The sequence below is a fragment of the Allobosea sp. Tri-44 genome (assembly GCF_004123845.1).
In the GTDB taxonomy this organism is placed as follows: Bacteria; Pseudomonadota; Alphaproteobacteria; order Rhizobiales; family Beijerinckiaceae; genus Allobosea.
Map to the genome: position 1 here is coordinate 69,382 of NZ_NBDP01000018.1, position 14,920 is coordinate 84,301.

Here is a 14,920-nt window from a genome sequence, read left to right on the forward strand (position 1 = left end):
GCGCGAACGAGCGCCATCCTTGCGCTTCCATGTTGGGGGGCGCTCATGGAACTCGACGTTCACGATCGCATCACGGCCGATCCGACGCCCGAGGACATCGTCCGCGCCATCGATCAGCGCGGCGACGACCCCGACTGGTTCATCAACCTCTCCGACGATGACGGCTATGTCGAAGCCGAGCTTGAACGAGCCGGCCGGTTCCGGCTGGCCTATCATTCGGGCAAGGCAAGGTTCGATGCCGCGGAGACGGTCGACGCCGCGGCGCTGAAGACGATCTTCCTCGCCTATCTCAACGGCAATGACGGCTGGCGCGCCAACCGGAACTGGCTGCGCAAAGCGTCGCCGGCCAAGGCCGCCGAAGCTGCGGGCGAGCCGCCGGTCTGGGCGATTGCTGCAGTCGTCGCCTCGCTGGCGCTGATCTTCGTGATCGCGGAAGTGCTGCCGGAGAGCTGGCTGGAGCAACTGCCTTTCGCCGGAACGACCTTCGGCGGCATCCTGCTGATCGGGTTGCCGATGGTGGTGATGGTCGGCGCAATGATCATCAATGCCGTGCTCAAGGTGCGGCGTGCCAAGGGCTGGGTGCAGGTGCAGGGCCGTATCACCCTGTCGAAGATGGCAGCGCGCCGCCCGCCGGCCGGCAACGAGATCGGCACTCTCGTGAACGTCCCCGACGTTGCCTACAGCTTCAAGGTCGGCGGGCAGGATTATCGCGGCACGCGCGTCAGCCTCGGTGACATCAGCGGCAAATATGCCGAGGAGGCGGTGGCGCGCTATCCGGTCGGCAAGATGGTGACCGTCTTTTACGATCCGGCCGATCCAGAGACCTGTGTGCTGGAGCGCGAAGCGCCCAAGGGCGCGGTCAAGGGCTGCGGCCTCCTGCTGGTCGTCCTGGCGCTGCTAGCTGGCGGGTTCTACTGGGCGGTGACGCAGGGAGCCGAGGGTCTCAAGGCAAGCATGCCGGATGCGGATGTTCCGGTGATGCTGTTCGCCGCGCTGTTCGGCCTGGCGGCGCTCCTGTTCGTCGTCGCGCACCGGCGCTATCTGGCGCGCGCCAATGCCTGGCCGGTCACGCAAGGCGAGATCGTCTCCAGTGTCGTCGAACAGCGCCGGTCGACGGAGAATGGCAGGACGCGCACGACCTATCTCCCCGTCGTCGAGTTCGCCTATACGGTCGCCGGCAACCGCTTGCACAGCCGGCAGGTGAAGCTCGGCCTGGAGGTATCGGGGTCGGAGAGCTTCGCGCAGAAGATCGTCGATCGCTATCAGGCCGGAACAAAAGTCGACGTGCACTATGACCCGCAGGACCCGTCGAACGCGGCTCTGGAAAACCCGACGGAGACGAAATGGATCCTGCTAGGCGTCGCGCTCGCCTGCTTTGCCATCGCACTCTATGCGAGCCGCATCTTCCGCTAGCTCTCCTGGCCCGGCAGGGCGCGAAGCATGCGCGTCAGCTCGGCGAAACGCGGCATCAGCTCCTCACGCCGTTGCACATGGCGATCGATCTCCGCTCGTCCGCTTGCCTCGTCGCCATTCTCGTCCTGCTGCGCGGTCGCGCCGCCAAAAGTCCTGTCGAGCGCATAGGCTGCGGTCCGGTCGCTGAGCCAGGCGAGTTCCTGCTGAAGCGCCGTATATTCCGTCATGAGCCTGAAGCGCTCTTCGAACCGGATCAGCCCGGCCAGGTCTTCGGCTTGGGCGCGCGGCGCCGGCGCGTCGGTGTTCGCCTCCGACAGAACGGCGCGAGCCTGCTCCGACAGGTCGAGGATGACGGCGTCATTTTGATCAGGCACTGCCGGTACCATTGCGGCAGGCGAGAGGCTTCCATTGTCTTCGGCCGGCAAGCTTGACGATGGCGCGCTTTGCAGGAGCGCAAGCGCGGAAGGCGCAATCCTGGTCGCCACCGCGTCCACCATGACCGTCTCCTGTTTTGTTCGCTCTGGTCGAGAGTCCTTGTCGAGGCGTAGCCGGCAACCAGTATGGGAGGCCATCTTTAACGAGCTTTGAATCTTTCGCGTCGCTTCCGCGCCGAACAGCCCTCGCATTCGTGCTTCACGCAGCCTGTCCCTGCGCTTGCCCAGCCCGCGGCAATGCGCCTATCTTCGTCGCGAAATCGCGCCTTTTACGAAGCGCGTCATCGATCAACCGGAGGAAACCTATGTTTTTCAATCGCCGCGCGGCGCTCGCTGCGCTCGCCTTCACCACGGCGCTCGGCTTCTCGCCGGCCTTCGCCCAGAATGCCGAGAAGCCCAAGCTGACGCTCGGTGTCGGTGGCAAGCAGCTGCTCTATTATCTCCCGCTGACGGTCGCGGAGAAGAAGGGCTTCTTCAAGGAACAGGGGCTCGACGTCGAGATCAACGATTTTGGCGGCGGCGCCAAGTCGCTGCAGGCGCTCGTCGGCGGCTCGGTCGATGTCGTCACCGGTGCCTATGAGCACACCATCCGGATGCAGGCCAAGGGCCAGGATATCCGCGCGGTGATCGAGCTCGGGCGCTTCCCGGCGATCACCATCGCGGTGCGCAAGGATCTCGCCGACAAGGTGAAGTCTGCGGCCGACTTCAAGGGCCTCAAGATCGGCGTGACTGCGCCGGGCTCCTCGACAGCGCTGACGGCGCAATACGCCATGGTCAAGGCCGGCCTCAAGGCGACGGATGCGCCGATCATCGGTGTCGGCGCCGGCGCCAGCGCGGTCGCCGCGATCAAGCAGAAGCAGGTCGACCTGATCTCGCATCTCGACCCCGTCACCTCGAAGCTGGAAGCGGACGGCGATGTCGTCTCGCTGATCGACACCCGGACCGAGGCCGGCACCAAGGCGCTGTTCGGCGGCTCGAACCCGGCGGCGGTGCTCTATCTCAAGAACGACTTTGCCGAGAAGAATCCGGTGACGACGCAAAAACTCGTCAACGCGCTGATGAAATCGCTGAAATGGCTGGAGACGGCCAAGCCCGAGGATGTCGCCGACCTCGTCCCGGCCGAATACCATCTCGGTGACAAGCCGCTTTACCTGACGGCGGTGAAGAACTCGCAGGAGAGCTATTCGCGCACCGGCATCCCGACCGCCGACGCGATGAAGAGCATGTACGACTCGCTCAAGCTGCTCGACCCGGAGCTGACGAACTCGAATGTCGACCTGGGCAAGACCTTCATCGACTCGTTTGCGAAGAAGGCGGCCGCGGGGTCCTGACCCGGTTCAGCCCGCTCGTTGTGCCGATGATGGCGTCGCTTCACAGCGGCGCCATTTTTTCTGGCGTCTCACTCCAAACGCGCGCTGGACTTGCAGTTGTCGAGGCGCGAGATTGCGCCCCTGACGCAAGGAGAGGCGACATGATCGAGCGTGCTGCGATCGAAACCCTCATTCGGGATGCCTATGCCGCCCGTCATCGCGGCGATCTCGATGCGCTGATGGACTATTTCCACCCGCAGTGCAGCTATCGTCTCGCGGGAGGGCCGCAGGCCGCCGAAGTCTTCGTGCAGCCGGACGGTATCGAAGCTGTCCGCGAGCAGATGGCCGGGCTGATCGCGACTTATGTCTTCAGCAATATCGAGGAGCTGGCGATGACGGTCGACGGCGAGACGGCCACCCTGCACTGGCGCGCCGACGTCGCATGCAAGCCGACGGGCCGCAGCGGTTCTTTCGAGATCATGGACGTCTTCACCGTCTCCGATGGCAAGCTGAAGAGCGTCACGCAATTCACCGACACTGCCGGCGTGGCGCGGCTGAGCAGCATCTGAGGCGAGGTTGATCAAGCCCCGACATCGCTCGTGTTGCGGGCGATGGCGGGGCGCGCCAGCCACCGGGCTGCAGGCTTCCCCCTGAACGGGTCCGCCTTTCAGCCGCGCTTGCCGCCGACCGAGATGAACGCCATCAGGCACGGCTCCGGGAGTGGGTTGCGCCAGCGATGCCGTGTGCCGTTCTGCACGATGCAGTCGCCCTGGCGCAGATGGACCAACTGCCCGTCGTCCAGCTCCAGCGTCATCTCGCCGCGAACCACGACGCCGTAGTCGATGGTGTCCGAAGTGTGCATGCCCGGTGCGCTGAGGTCGAAATGGTCGCCCATGCGCGGGACCTTCTCCGACATTTCCTGCAGCGCGCTCTTGAAGGTCACGCCGGCTGGCGGTTTCCAGCCCTCGGGCCGCCGCGGCGGATAGGATATGAGGCGGAACATCGTGCCGCCGGGACCTGGGAAGGCGACCGTACCTTTCAGCATCGGATCGGGTTCCAGGCCGGTCAGCTGCGGCACGCCTTCGGTCATGTAGAGTTCGTAGAAGGTCAGCCCCGGATTGGAGTCGATCTCCACGACCTTGGACGTGACCTCGAAGGATTTGAACACCGACTTGCCGGCTGCATCGCGGCCGGTCAGCGCCCGCTTCGGTGGCGGCAACTCGCTCGAGTCCTTTGCTTCGGCCGGCGGTGATATCGAGGCCAAAGCGCCGCCGCCGACCATGGCGGAGAGCGCCTGGAGCAAGCGACGCCTATCGCTGCCTTCGGCTTGTTTTTTGTCTTCTGAGGATTTGTTCTTGTTTCGTGATTGCCAGAACCAAGAGAGCTTGCCCATTTATCTCCTCCACCAATTCTTTTCTTGCTATTGCTTTATTTTGTTGCTTTCTCGAAAAAAAAGTTGAAAGAATGTCTTGTGATGTTTGTTGTGGTAAGGAATTCAAGCCGGCACAAGTAGACCTTAGACGCAGCGACACCTCCGATGCTCGATCGGATGCTGGCGGGCGCTCACGGAAAGAGCGAGGCAAGCCGTATTGAGGCGGCATGGCAATGTATTCGCCCGGTAGTCGGCTCAATTGAACCCGACTAAAGTTCAATTGTTTTGTATTCGAACGCGGACGGATATTGTAGCGGCTTCTGCTGGCGGCATGGTCCGGCAGCCAACGACAAGAGCGCCCGCATCATGCCGAACCCTGCCGCGCTGTTCGCCGTCGTCATCCTGATCCTGCCAATGGGCTATCTGCTGCTGGCGGCGCCCGGCTTCCTGTTCGTGAAGCTCGACATTCTGCCTGTCGCCCGACTTCTGCGCATGATGTTCGGCGCTTATTTCCAGGTGCTGACCATTACCGCCATCGTCGGAACGCTGGTTTTCGCCGTGACGGGCCGATGGACCTTCGTCATCGGCATTGCCGTGCTGGCGTCCACGCTCATGGCGCGCCGCTGGTTCCTGCAACGGATGGACGGCGAGATCGATGCCTGGCCCGCCGATGTCGGCCGCCGGCTGCGCCGGCTGCACTATGGCGGCATGGTGTGCAACGCGGTCCAGCTTGCCGTCGTTATCGTCAGCGCTCCCTACATCATGGGCACGGCGACCTGAGGCGACCTGCCGAGCGGGGCTACGACAGGTCCCAGCGCGCCGCTGATCGCTCCCATCACCGCTTTCGATTGGCGCAGGCCGCACCAGCCGCTAGGTTCGCCGCGTCGTGTCGTCGAAGGCTGGCCTACCGCTCATGAACATCCTCTCGATCCAGTCCCATGTCGCCTATGGCCATGTCGGCAATGCCTCGGCCGTGTTCCCGATGCAGCGTCTCGGCGTCGAGGTCTGGCCGATCCACACCGTGCAGTTCTCGAACCACACCGGCTATGGCGCCTGGAAGGGACAGGTCTTCGACGGCGCCACCATCGATGAGTTGATGGCGGGCATCGGCGAGCGCGGCGTGCTCGGCAGATGCGACGGCGTGCTCTCCGGCTATATGGGCTCGGCCGATATCGGTCACGCCATCCTCTCGGCGGTGGCCAGGGTGCGCGAAGCCAATCCGAAGACGATGTATTGCTGCGATCCGGTGATCGGCGATGTCGGCCGCGGCGTCTTCGTCCGGCCGGGCATTCCCGAATTCATGCGCGAGCAGGCGGTGCCGGCCGCCGACATCGTCACGCCGAACCAGTTCGAGCTGGAATTGCTCACCGATGTCGAAGTGAAGACGCTGGCCGATGCACACCGCGCCGTCGAGGCGCTGCGCGATGCCGGGCCAAAGGTCGTGCTCGTGACATCGCTGATCACAAATGAGACGCCGGACGATGCGATCGACCTGATGGCGGCGGACGAGCAGGGCACGTTCCGGGTGCGCACGCCGAAGATCGACATCAATATCAACGGCGCCGGGGACGCAATCGCGGCGCTGTTCTTCGTCCACTACCTCCGCGACGGCTCGGCTGCGAGCGCGCTCGGCAAGGCGGCGTCCTCGATCTACGGCCTGCTGAAGCGGACCAAGGAGGCCGGCTCGCGCGAGATCCTGACGGTGGCGGCGCAGGACGAGTTCGTGACGCCCTCGCGACTCTTCGCCCCCGAGGCGGTCTGACGCGCATGAAGCTTCGCCTCGGCACTTTCAACGTCGAGAACCTGCTGACGCGCCACCGCTTCGAGCCGGGCGGCCGGACCGAGACGGCGGCGGCGATGTCGCTGTTCCATTTCCCGCGCGCCGATGAGCGCGACGCGGTCGAGCGCTCGCTCGCGGTCGCGCTCGAGGACGACAAGCGCCAGATGACGGCGCTCGCCATCGCCGAGGCCAATGCCGACATCTGGATGCTGCAGGAGGTCGACTCGCTGGCGAGCCTGCAGGCCTTCTTCGCCAATTACGTCCACCGCATCGCCGACCATCGCTACGGCCATTTCACCCTGCTCGACGGCAATGACCGCCGCAATATCGACATCGGCTTCGCAGCCCGGCGCGACCTGGTGCAGCCGCGGCAGGTCACGGTGCGCTCCTACAAGGGCATGAGCTTCGCCGATGCCGAGGCGTTTTCACCCGAGGTCGCCGCCTTCGGCATTGAGCCGCGCGACAAGGTCTTCGCCCGCGACTGCCTCGCGGTCGAGCTCGACTTTGGCGACCGGCGGCTGACCCTGTTCGGCTGTCATCTCAAGTCGATGAACAATGGCCGCGACGACGGCAGGCAGGCGACCCTGCCGATCCGGCGGGCCGAGGCGCTGGCGGTGAAGAAGATCGTGCAGAATTGGTTCGGGCCCGGCTGGCGCGAGGCGAACTGGGCGATCCTCGGCGATCTCAATGGCTACCGAATCGGGCTCGGGCCGCTGGCGGCGCCGGTCGACGAGGGTGACAGCGGCATCGAGCCGCTGCTCGAGGATTTCGCCATCGACCCGATGGAGGCGTTGCCGCCGCATGAGCGCTGGACGCATTTCCGGCGCTACTGGTCGGAAGAGCGCCAAGCGCTGGTCGACAGCCATATGCCGCTCGACCATATCCTGCTCTCGCCGGCGCTCGCCGCGGCAAATCCGAACCCGCCAATGCAGACGATCCGGCGCGGTCTGCCCTATCGCGTGCCGCTCGATCCGCGTGAGGCCGATCGCTCCATGGCCAAGCTCGCTTTGACCTGCGACCGCTATCCGCGCGTCGGCTGGGACCGGCCCAAGGCCTCCGATCATTGCCCGCTGACGGTCGAATTGACGATCCCCAAGGAGACCGCATGAGCCGCCGCTTCGTCACGCTCGACGTGTTCACGACCAGGCCGCATGCCGGCAATCCGCTCGCCGTGGTGCTCGACAGCGCGGGGCTGGACAGCGCGGCGATGCAGACGATCGCCCGTGAATTCAACCTGTCGGAGACGGTCTTCGTCGCGCCGCCTGCCAACCCCGGCCACCGCGCCGCGATCCGCATCTTCACGCCGGGGCAGGAGCTGCCTTTCGCCGGGCATCCGACGGTCGGAACGGCGGCGCTGCTGGCGCTGCGCGATGCGGCGGAGGGGCGGGCCGCGGACAGGCTCGTCCTGGAGGAGAAGGTCGGCCTGGTGCCTTGCGTCGTCGCGCTCGGCAATGCGCGCAGTGCCCGCGCCACCTTCACCCTGCCGAAGCTGCCGGAGACGATCGCACAACCGGTCGCCGACGCGGCACTGGCGGAGGCTGTTGGGCTGGACGTGGCCGATCTTGGCTTCGAAGGACATCGGCCGAGCGCTTTCTCTGCGGGCGTCGCCTACACGATGGTGCCGGTCGCCAGCCGCGAGGCGGTTGCAAAGGCGCGCGTCGCCGGAACCTTCGAGCATGCAATGGCGCCGGCCGAGAACGGCAACGCCTTCGTCTACTGCCGCGAGACGGACGAAGCGGGGCATCACTACCACGCCCGCATGTTCTGGCCGGAGGCCGGCGTGACCGAGGATCCGGCGACCGGCTCGGCCGTTGCCGCCTTCGCCGGTGCGATCATGGCATTCGACAGGCCCGGCGATGGCGAGCATCGCTTGGTCATCGAGCAGGGCTACGAGATGGGCCGGCCCTCGCAGATCGAGCTGACGTTGACGGTCGAAGGCGGCGCGCTGGCCTCGGCGACGATCGGCGGCGCGGCGGTGGTGATGAGCGAGGGCGTGCTGCTGTGAGCGGCAATGGCGTCGTCGACGGCGAGATCATCGCGCTTGATCGCGTCGAGGCCAGGATCGAAGCGTTCGACTGGGTTTTCGCCCGCGAACGCGCCGATGAGATCGCGGCGCATTGGACTGGGATCAGCGCCGGCAAACCGGCGATGTTCAACGGCCGGGTCATGCTGCAGCACCGTGCCGCGATCGAGGGCGGTGTGTTCCATGCCGGCTATTTCGAGGCCGACTATGCCGCCTTCATGAGCTGGCGCGATTTCGGCCTGCCGCCGCCGGCGATCCGCAACGGCTTCGCCATGGCGGCGTTGCAGGCTGCCGATGGCGCCTTTCTGCTTGGCAAGATGGGCGACCATACAGCCAATCCCGGCAAGGTTTATTTTGCCGCCGGCACGCCAGACAGGGAGGATGCCCGCCCCGACGGCACGCTCGACCTTGCCGGCAGCGTCACCCGCGAGCTCTGCGAGGAGACCGGGCTCACGCTCGACGAGATTTCGGTCGAGGAACGCTGGACGGCGGTGATCGTACCCGGCCGTGTCGCCTTCATGCGGCCGGTCGCGGTTTCCTGGAGCGCCGAGGAGGCCCGCGCGCTCATGCTGGAGCGGATCGAAGCGCAGGCGGAGCCGGAGCTTTCCGACATCGTGATCGTCCGCAATCTCGCCGATTGTGCAGCTTACGACATGCCGCCCTTCATGACGTCCTATCTCGTTCATATCTTCGGACGTAATTGACCCTTTATCGATCGAGGTTGCCGATGGCCGATGCGTCCGAAGTCCTGAACCTGCCTGCCGGCAATCCTTTTGGACGCGCCTGGGAGACGCCGTTCGGCCTGCCGCCCTTCGCCGAGATCACGCCGGAGCACATCAAGCAGGCCTATCCGGCGGCGCTGGAGCAGCACCGAGCCGAGGTCGAGGCGATCAAGGCCGAGGCTGCGGCTCCGAGCTTCGCCAACACGATCGAAGCCCTGGAGCGCTCGGCGCGCGGCATGAGCCGGCTTGGCGGCGTGTTCTACAATCTCGCCGGGGCCGACACGAACGAGGCGCTGCAGGCGATCGAGCGCGAGATGTCGCCGGTGATGTCGCGGCACTGGTCGGCGATCATGATGGATCACGACCTCTTCGCCCGCGTCGATGCCGTTTTCGCGCAGCGCGAGAGCCTGGGACTGAACGAAGAGCAATTGCGTCTGCTGGAGCGGACGCATCGCGGCTTCATCCGCTCGGGCGCCAAGCTCGAAGGCGAGGCCAAGGCACGGCTTGCTGCGATCAACGAGCAGTTGGCCGGGCTGGGCACCAGCTTCGGCCAGAACCTGCTCAAGGACGAGGCGAGCTATGCGCTGATCATCGAGGACGAGGCCGATCTCGATGGCCTGCCGTCCTTCGTCGTCGCGGCGATGGCGCGCGCTGCCGCCGATCGCGGCCAGGACGGCAAGCATGCGGTGACGCTGGCGCGCTCGATCATCGAGCCCTTCCTGACCTTCTCGACGCGGCGGGATTTGCGCGAGGAGGCGTTCACCGCCTGGAGCAAGCGCGGCGAGAATGGCGGGGAGACCGATAACCGCGCCATTGTCGCCGAGATGGTGAGTTTGAGAGCCGAGAAGGCGAAGCTCCTCGGCTTTGCGACCTTCGCCCATTTCAAGCTCGACGATTCGATGGCGAAGACGCCGGAGAACGTCCGCAACCTGCTCGAGCTGGTCTGGAAGCCGGCGCGCGCCCGCGCCGGGCAGGAGGCGGCTGATCTTGCCGCGCTCGCCCAAAGCGAGGGCGAGAACGCGCCGATCCGCCCGTCCGATTGGCGCTTCTATGCCGAGAAGGTCCGGCAGAAGACCTATGCGCTCGATGAGGCCGTGCTGAAGCCCTACCTCCAGCTCGACAAGATCATCGCCGCCGCCTTCGACACCGCCGGCAAGCTCTTCGGGCTCAGCTTCGCCGAGCGGCCGGAGCTTCAGGGCTACCACCCCGATGTGCGCGTGTTCGAGGTGACCGAGACCGCGAGCGGCCGGCATATCGGCCTCTTCCTCGGCGACTATTTCGCCCGCGCCTCGAAGCGCTCCGGCGCCTGGATGAGCGCCTATCGCGGCCAGCGCAATTTCGATGGCGAGGTCCGGCCGATCATCGTCAACGTCTGCAACTTCGCCAAGCCGGCGGAGGGCAAGCCGGCGCTGCTCTCGATCGACGATGCCCGTACGCTCTTCCACGAATTCGGCCATGCGCTGCACGGCCTGCTCTCGGATGTGCATTATGGCTCGCTTGCCGGCACTGCCGTCTCGCGCGATTTCGTCGAACTGCCGTCGCAGCTCTACGAGCACTGGTTCCTGACGAAGGAGGTGATGCAGCGCTTCTGCCTGCATGCCGAGACAGGCGAGCCGATCCCGGACGCACTGATCGAGAAGATCAAGCGGGCGCAGACCTTCAACCAGGGCTTCGCGACGGTGGAATACACCTCCTCGGCGCTGGTCGATCTCGCCTTCCATTCGCTGGAGGCTCCCGCGGAGGTCGACCCGCTCGCCTTCGAGGCGAAAGAGCTCGTCCGGATCGGCATGCCCAGCGAGATCACCATGCGCCACCGCACGCCGCATTTCTCGCATGTGTTCTCGGGCGACGGCTATTCGGCCGGCTATTACAGCTACCTCTGGTCTGAGGTGATGGACGCCGACGCCTTCAACGCCTTCATCGAGGCGGGCGACGTCTTCGCCGCTGAGGTCGCCGGCAAGCTCAAGCGTTACATCTATTCGGCCGGCGACACGCGCGACCCGGCTGAGGCCTATACGCTGTTCCGTGGCCGCCTGCCGACACCGGATGCGCTGCTGGAGAAGCGTGGGCTGGCGGCTTAGCGCGAAGGCGTCATTCTCGGGCGGAGCGAAGCGCAGACCCGAGAATCTTTGCCAGGAAGAGGCTCCATGGAGCCTCCCCTTCAAGAGATGCTCGGGTCAAGCCCGAGCATGACGAGCTGGTTTCACGGATAGCCGAACTTCGTCCGCGTCGCGCGGATCTGGGAGGTCGCTCCGCCGTCATTGCCAGCGGCGCAGCTCTTGCGGGCGGTGTCGATCTCGGCGCTGACGCGGGTGTGGACGCCCTTGGTGGTGTGGCCGGTCTGCAGATCGTTGTCCATCACCGCCTGGAAGCGATCGACCTCGCCGGAGCAGCCGGAGCCAGTCGGCATGCGGAAGGTGTTCGGGGTGACGCCGGTCGGCGCCTGCTCGGGCGAGGGCGCCGGGGGCGGCCCGCCAGACGGCGTCTGGCAAGCAGTGAGCAGCAGCGCGGTGAGAGCCGGCACGAGGATCGATGTGGTGCGCATGGGCAAGGCTCCGGCGGGGTCGGACGCGAACCATGGTCGATTCCGTCTGCGAGGCAAAGCCTCCTCGCAAGCGGAGAGGGCTGTTCAGTCCTGACTGGGCATGACGAGAGCGATGAAGGTGAAGAAGCCCGCCGCCGCGACTGCCAGCCAGATCGAATACAATCCGACCTGGCCATGCGCGAAAGCGCCCAGGAGTGCGCCGCCGAGCAGGCTGAGCCAGAGCACGAAATGGCGCAGGAAGGCGAGCTTCGGCCCGCCGAGCAAGGCACCGGCAATTCGCTGCCCCATCTTGACCAGCGTGCCGGTCATGTAGGTCAGGCCGATCGTGACCTCGCCGTCGCGCTGGAAGACGGCGTTCTCGGCGCCCATCGCCAGAGCGAGGATACCCGCGGCGGCCACGCTCTGCCCGGTGGTATCGAGCCCGGCCGACAGGGTCAGCGCCAGGGTCACGAAGGCGAGCACCGCGGCCTGGCGCTGTTGCCTACCGAAGTGGCCTGCGAGCGAGCCGCAGACCACGCCGAGAACGAAGAGGGTGATGATCATGGCGGCAAGTGCGATGCCGTCGATGCGGCGCTCCACCAGTTCGATGCCGAGGCGGGTGGTGTTGCCGGTCATGAAGGAGACGAAGAAGCCACCGAGATTGAGGAAGCCGAGCGCGTCGACGAAGCCGGCCAGCCCCGAGAGGCCGATGGCGAGCCCGATGGCAGGACGATCGTAGCGCAGCATCGTGACGGCACTCCGGTTATGCGGACTGGCCCCCCAATGCGCCATAGTCGACCGAATCGCGTCATCAGATTAATCCACTCATCTCATCCGTCATTCCCGTGGGCCGGAGCTTTGCGCACTTACTCCCGTCACATTTCGACGGAACGCTGACCGCCATGACTGTGCTGCACACCACCGAGCTCGAAATCTTCGCCGACTATTTCCAGTTCTATCTGCAGGACGAGGCGGTCAACGAGGATTGGGGGGCATTCTGGACGGACGAGACGGTGGAGCGGATGCTCGCTGTCGGCGAATGCTCCGTCGGTATCGCCACGGCTAGGAACATGAACGTCCCGGTCGTGGTCTCGGTGCATGACGCCGCGCCGGCGGCCGATTTCGGCGAATGGGAGCTGGTCAACGAGTGCTCCTTCCGCGTGCGCTCGGGCCAGGTGATGGTGATCGGCTGCACCGAAGGCTCGCCACAGGAGCGGGCGCGCTTCTCGCTCGCTCCTGGACCCTATCGGGTGCGGGTCTCCTATGTCGGGCTCGATACGCTGAGCGAGGACGGGCTGGAGGGCGACGATTTCTATCGTTTGCAGGTCTGGCCGGCGCCGCTCGCCGAGACGAGCACGTTGAAGGAACGGGCAAGCGCTGCCGGGTGAGGCGCCTTCTCCGGACTTCGTTCTGCACGAACGTTCAAGACCTCCGAGGCTTGCCTTCCTAGGCTGCGATCCGGTAGACAGCTTCCGTCGATGAGAGGATCGTTCGTGGCCGCATTCGCCACCCATGCCGAGAGCCTGAACTGCGCGATTGCGCGGGCGGCCGGCATGTGCGCTCCCTCGCTCCTTGGTCAGCTGCTTCTTCTTACCAGCCCCTGAGGGCCGGCCGGGCACATGTGCCTGGGCGCTCAGGGGATGACAGGAACCAAGCCTTAGACCTTTCGCGCCTGCCCGAACAGAAGCGCGGCGCGTCCTGACCCAAGGACAAAGACCATGAGCAATCCCAATAACACTGTGTCCGCCAAGGACCGGGTCCTGATCTTCGACACTACGCTGCGTGACGGCGAGCAATGCCCCGGCGCGACCATGACCTTCGAGGAGAAGCTCGAAGTCGCCGACATGCTGGATGCGATGGGCGTCGATATCATCGAAGCCGGCTTCCCGATCGCCTCGGACGGCGATTTCGAGGCGGTCTCCGCCATCGCCGGCCGGATCAGGCGCGCGACCGTCGCCGGTCTCGCCCGCGCGATCCCCGCCGACATCGCCCGCGCTGGCGAGGCGGTGCGTCATGCGGCCCGGCCGCGCATCCATACCTTCGTTTCGACCTCGCCGATCCATCTGCAGTACCAGATGCGCAAGAGCGAGGACGAGGTGCTGGAGATCATCACCCGGACGGTGACGCAGGCGCGCAACCTGGTCGACGACGTCGAGTGGTCGGGCATGGATGCGACCCGCACGCCGATCGACTATCTCTGCCGTGCGGTCGAGACCGCGATCAAGGCCGGCGCGACCACGATCAACCTGCCCGACACGGTCGGCTACGCCACGCCGGACGAGTACCGGGCAATGTTCAGGGCGGTGCGTGAGCGCGTGCCGAATGCCGACAAGGCGATTTTCTCGGCGCATTGCCATAATGATCTGGGCCTCGCCGTCGCCAATTCGCTGGCCGCCGTCGAGGGCGGTGCGCGTCAGGTCGAGTGCACGATCAACGGCATCGGCGAGCGCGCCGGCAATGCGGCGCTGGAGGAGATCGTGATGGCGCTGCGGGTGCGCGGCGATCGGCTGCCCTATGACACCGGCATCGACGCGACCTATCTGATGCGCGCCTCCAAGGCGGTCTCGAGCGCCTGCTCCTTCCCGGTGCAGTACAACAAGGCGATCGTCGGCCGGAACGCCTTCGCGCATGAGAGCGGCATCCATCAGGACGGCATGCTGAAGCACCAGCAGACCTACGAGATCATGACCCCGGCCTCGGTCGGCGTGACCAAGACCTCGCTGGTGATGGGCAAGCATTCCGGCCGCGCCGCCTTCCGCTCGAAGCTGAAGGAGATGGGCTACGAGCTCGGCGACAACCAGCTGGAGGACGCCTTCACCCGCTTCAAGGCGCTGGCCGACCGCAAGAAGCATGTCTACGACGAGGATATCGAGGCGCTGGTCGACGAGAACCTCGCCACCGCCCATGACCGGGTCAAGCTGGTCTCGCTGACGGTGATCGCCGGCACGCGCGGCCCGCAGCGCGCCATGCTGAAGCTCGACATCGACGGCCGGGTCGCGGCCGAGGAGGCCGAGGGCAACGGCCCGATCGATGCGGTGTTCAATGCAGTGAAGGCGCTGGTCCCGCATGAGGCGGTGCTGGAACTCTACGATGTCCATGCCGTCACCGAGGGCACCGATGCCCAGGCCGAAGTCACCGTGCGCCTCGGCCAGAACGGCGCTGCGGTGACCGGCCGCGGCGCCGATCCCGATACGCTGGTCTCCTCGTGCAAGGCCTATCTGGCGGCGCTCAACAAGCTGGTCGCCCGCGGCAGCCGCATGCACGCCCAGGCGGCCGAGTAGCGTCAGGCTTTATCTCTCGATGAGCCGGTGTGCTGCGTTGTGGCCAGCGCAGCACACCGGC

15 protein-coding genes are annotated in these 14,920 nt (G+C 65.7%); 11 read left to right on the top strand and 4 right to left on the bottom strand.

Features of this window, described 5'->3' with window-relative positions:
• Positions 1-45 precede the first annotated feature (45 nt).
• The gene (locus tag B6S44_RS12155) at positions 46-1,413 is read left to right on the top strand and encodes a DUF3592 domain-containing protein (protein WP_129157156.1); all 1,368 of its coding nucleotides are present in this window, start codon (positions 46-48) and stop codon (positions 1,411-1,413) included.
• Here the strand turns inward: B6S44_RS12155 and B6S44_RS12160 are convergent.
• Positions 1,410-2,039 carry a hypothetical protein gene (locus B6S44_RS12160; RefSeq protein ID WP_129157157.1) on the bottom strand — a complete coding sequence of 210 codons (630 nt, stop codon included), beginning with the start codon at positions 2,037-2,039 and terminating at the stop codon, positions 1,410-1,412. The two genes, B6S44_RS12155 and B6S44_RS12160, sit on opposite strands and share 4 nt — an antisense overlap.
• 113 nt (positions 2,040-2,152) lie before the next feature.
• Between B6S44_RS12160 and B6S44_RS12165 the strand changes: the two genes are divergently transcribed.
• Complete coding sequence (locus B6S44_RS12165) at positions 2,153-3,178, top strand: ABC transporter substrate-binding protein (protein WP_129157158.1); 1,026 nt, start codon at positions 2,153-2,155, stop codon at positions 3,176-3,178.
• A 140-nt stretch (positions 3,179-3,318) separates the two neighbouring features.
• Entirely contained in the window at positions 3,319-3,726 is a 408-nt protein-coding gene (locus tag B6S44_RS12170; RefSeq protein WP_164985803.1) for a nuclear transport factor 2 family protein, read from the top strand.
• Positions 3,727-3,824: 98 nt separating this feature from the next.
• Here B6S44_RS12170 and B6S44_RS12175 read toward each other — a convergent pair whose 3' ends face one another.
• Positions 3,825-4,550: a cupin domain-containing protein gene (locus tag B6S44_RS12175; protein ID WP_248309567.1), complete on the bottom strand. Its 726-nt coding sequence runs from the start codon at positions 4,548-4,550 to the stop codon at positions 3,825-3,827.
• A 345-nt stretch (positions 4,551-4,895) separates the two neighbouring features.
• On the opposite strand from B6S44_RS12175, the gene B6S44_RS12180 reads away from it, so the two are divergent.
• From B6S44_RS12180 to B6S44_RS12205, 6 genes are all read left to right on the top strand, one after another.
• Entirely contained in the window at positions 4,896-5,309 is a 414-nt protein-coding gene (locus B6S44_RS12180; RefSeq protein WP_129157161.1) for a hypothetical protein, read from the top strand.
• Between the two features lie 133 nt (positions 5,310-5,442).
• Entirely contained in the window at positions 5,443-6,291 is an 849-nt protein-coding gene (pdxY, locus tag B6S44_RS12185; RefSeq protein ID WP_129157162.1) for a pyridoxal kinase PdxY, read from the top strand.
• Positions 6,292-6,296: 5 nt separating this feature from the next.
• Positions 6,297-7,418, top strand: coding sequence for an endonuclease/exonuclease/phosphatase family protein (locus tag B6S44_RS12190; RefSeq protein WP_129157163.1), 1,122 nt, complete (start codon positions 6,297-6,299; stop codon positions 7,416-7,418).
• On the top strand, positions 7,415-8,314 hold the full coding sequence (locus B6S44_RS12195; protein WP_129157164.1) for a PhzF family phenazine biosynthesis protein: 900 nt from the start codon (positions 7,415-7,417) through the stop codon (positions 8,312-8,314). The genes B6S44_RS12190 and B6S44_RS12195 overlap by 4 nt, the downstream gene beginning before the upstream one ends.
• Positions 8,311-9,036, top strand: coding sequence for an NUDIX hydrolase (locus B6S44_RS12200; RefSeq protein WP_129157165.1), 726 nt, complete (start codon positions 8,311-8,313; stop codon positions 9,034-9,036). The genes B6S44_RS12195 and B6S44_RS12200 overlap by 4 nt, the downstream gene beginning before the upstream one ends.
• A 23-nt stretch (positions 9,037-9,059) precedes the next feature.
• Entirely contained in the window at positions 9,060-11,135 is a 2,076-nt protein-coding gene (locus tag B6S44_RS12205; RefSeq protein ID WP_129157166.1) for a M3 family metallopeptidase, read from the top strand.
• Between the two features lie 122 nt (positions 11,136-11,257).
• Here the strand turns inward: B6S44_RS12205 and B6S44_RS12210 are convergent, their stop codons facing one another.
• Both B6S44_RS12210 and B6S44_RS12215 read right to left on the bottom strand, forming a co-directional pair.
• Positions 11,258-11,599, bottom strand: a complete 342-nt coding sequence (locus B6S44_RS12210) for a hypothetical protein (RefSeq protein WP_129157167.1) — start codon at positions 11,597-11,599, stop codon at positions 11,258-11,260.
• Positions 11,600-11,683: 84 nt separating this feature from the next.
• On the bottom strand, positions 11,684-12,325 hold the full coding sequence (locus tag B6S44_RS12215; protein WP_129157168.1) for a YoaK family protein: 642 nt from the start codon (positions 12,323-12,325) through the stop codon (positions 11,684-11,686).
• Positions 12,326-12,480: 155 nt separating this feature from the next.
• On the opposite strand from B6S44_RS12215, the gene B6S44_RS12220 reads away from it, so the two are divergent.
• Entirely contained in the window at positions 12,481-12,966 is a 486-nt protein-coding gene (locus B6S44_RS12220; protein WP_129157169.1) for a hypothetical protein, read from the top strand.
• 330 nt (positions 12,967-13,296) lie between these two features.
• Entirely contained in the window at positions 13,297-14,859 is a 1,563-nt protein-coding gene (locus B6S44_RS12225; protein ID WP_129157170.1) for a 2-isopropylmalate synthase, read from the top strand.
• Positions 14,860-14,920: the final 61 nt, after the last annotated feature.

What these genes read in the sequence shown, in the direction of transcription:
- B6S44_RS12155 (WP_129157156.1), top strand. Translation starts at nt 46, where the DNA reads ATGGAACTCGACGTTCACGATCGCATCACGGCCGATCCGACGCCCGAG.
- B6S44_RS12160 (WP_129157157.1), bottom strand. Translation starts at nt 2,039, where the DNA reads ATGCGAGGGCTGTTCGGCGCGGAAGCGACGCGAAAGATTCAAAGCTCG.
- B6S44_RS12165 (WP_129157158.1), top strand. Translation starts at nt 2,153, where the DNA reads ATGTTTTTCAATCGCCGCGCGGCGCTCGCTGCGCTCGCCTTCACCACG.
- B6S44_RS12170 (WP_164985803.1), top strand. Translation starts at nt 3,319, where the DNA reads ATGATCGAGCGTGCTGCGATCGAAACCCTCATTCGGGATGCCTATGCC.
- B6S44_RS12175 (WP_248309567.1), bottom strand. Translation starts at nt 4,550, where the DNA reads ATGGGCAAGCTCTCTTGGTTCTGGCAATCACGAAACAAGAACAAATCC.
- B6S44_RS12180 (WP_129157161.1), top strand. Translation starts at nt 4,896, where the DNA reads ATGCCGAACCCTGCCGCGCTGTTCGCCGTCGTCATCCTGATCCTGCCA.
- pdxY (WP_129157162.1), top strand. Translation starts at nt 5,443, where the DNA reads ATGAACATCCTCTCGATCCAGTCCCATGTCGCCTATGGCCATGTCGGC.
- B6S44_RS12190 (WP_129157163.1), top strand. Translation starts at nt 6,297, where the DNA reads ATGAAGCTTCGCCTCGGCACTTTCAACGTCGAGAACCTGCTGACGCGC.
- B6S44_RS12195 (WP_129157164.1), top strand. Translation starts at nt 7,415, where the DNA reads ATGAGCCGCCGCTTCGTCACGCTCGACGTGTTCACGACCAGGCCGCAT.
- B6S44_RS12205 (WP_129157166.1), top strand. Translation starts at nt 9,060, where the DNA reads ATGGCCGATGCGTCCGAAGTCCTGAACCTGCCTGCCGGCAATCCTTTT.
- B6S44_RS12210 (WP_129157167.1), bottom strand. Translation starts at nt 11,599, where the DNA reads ATGCGCACCACATCGATCCTCGTGCCGGCTCTCACCGCGCTGCTGCTC.
- B6S44_RS12215 (WP_129157168.1), bottom strand. Translation starts at nt 12,325, where the DNA reads ATGCTGCGCTACGATCGTCCTGCCATCGGGCTCGCCATCGGCCTCTCG.
- B6S44_RS12220 (WP_129157169.1), top strand. Translation starts at nt 12,481, where the DNA reads ATGACTGTGCTGCACACCACCGAGCTCGAAATCTTCGCCGACTATTTC.
- B6S44_RS12225 (WP_129157170.1), top strand. Translation starts at nt 13,297, where the DNA reads ATGAGCAATCCCAATAACACTGTGTCCGCCAAGGACCGGGTCCTGATC.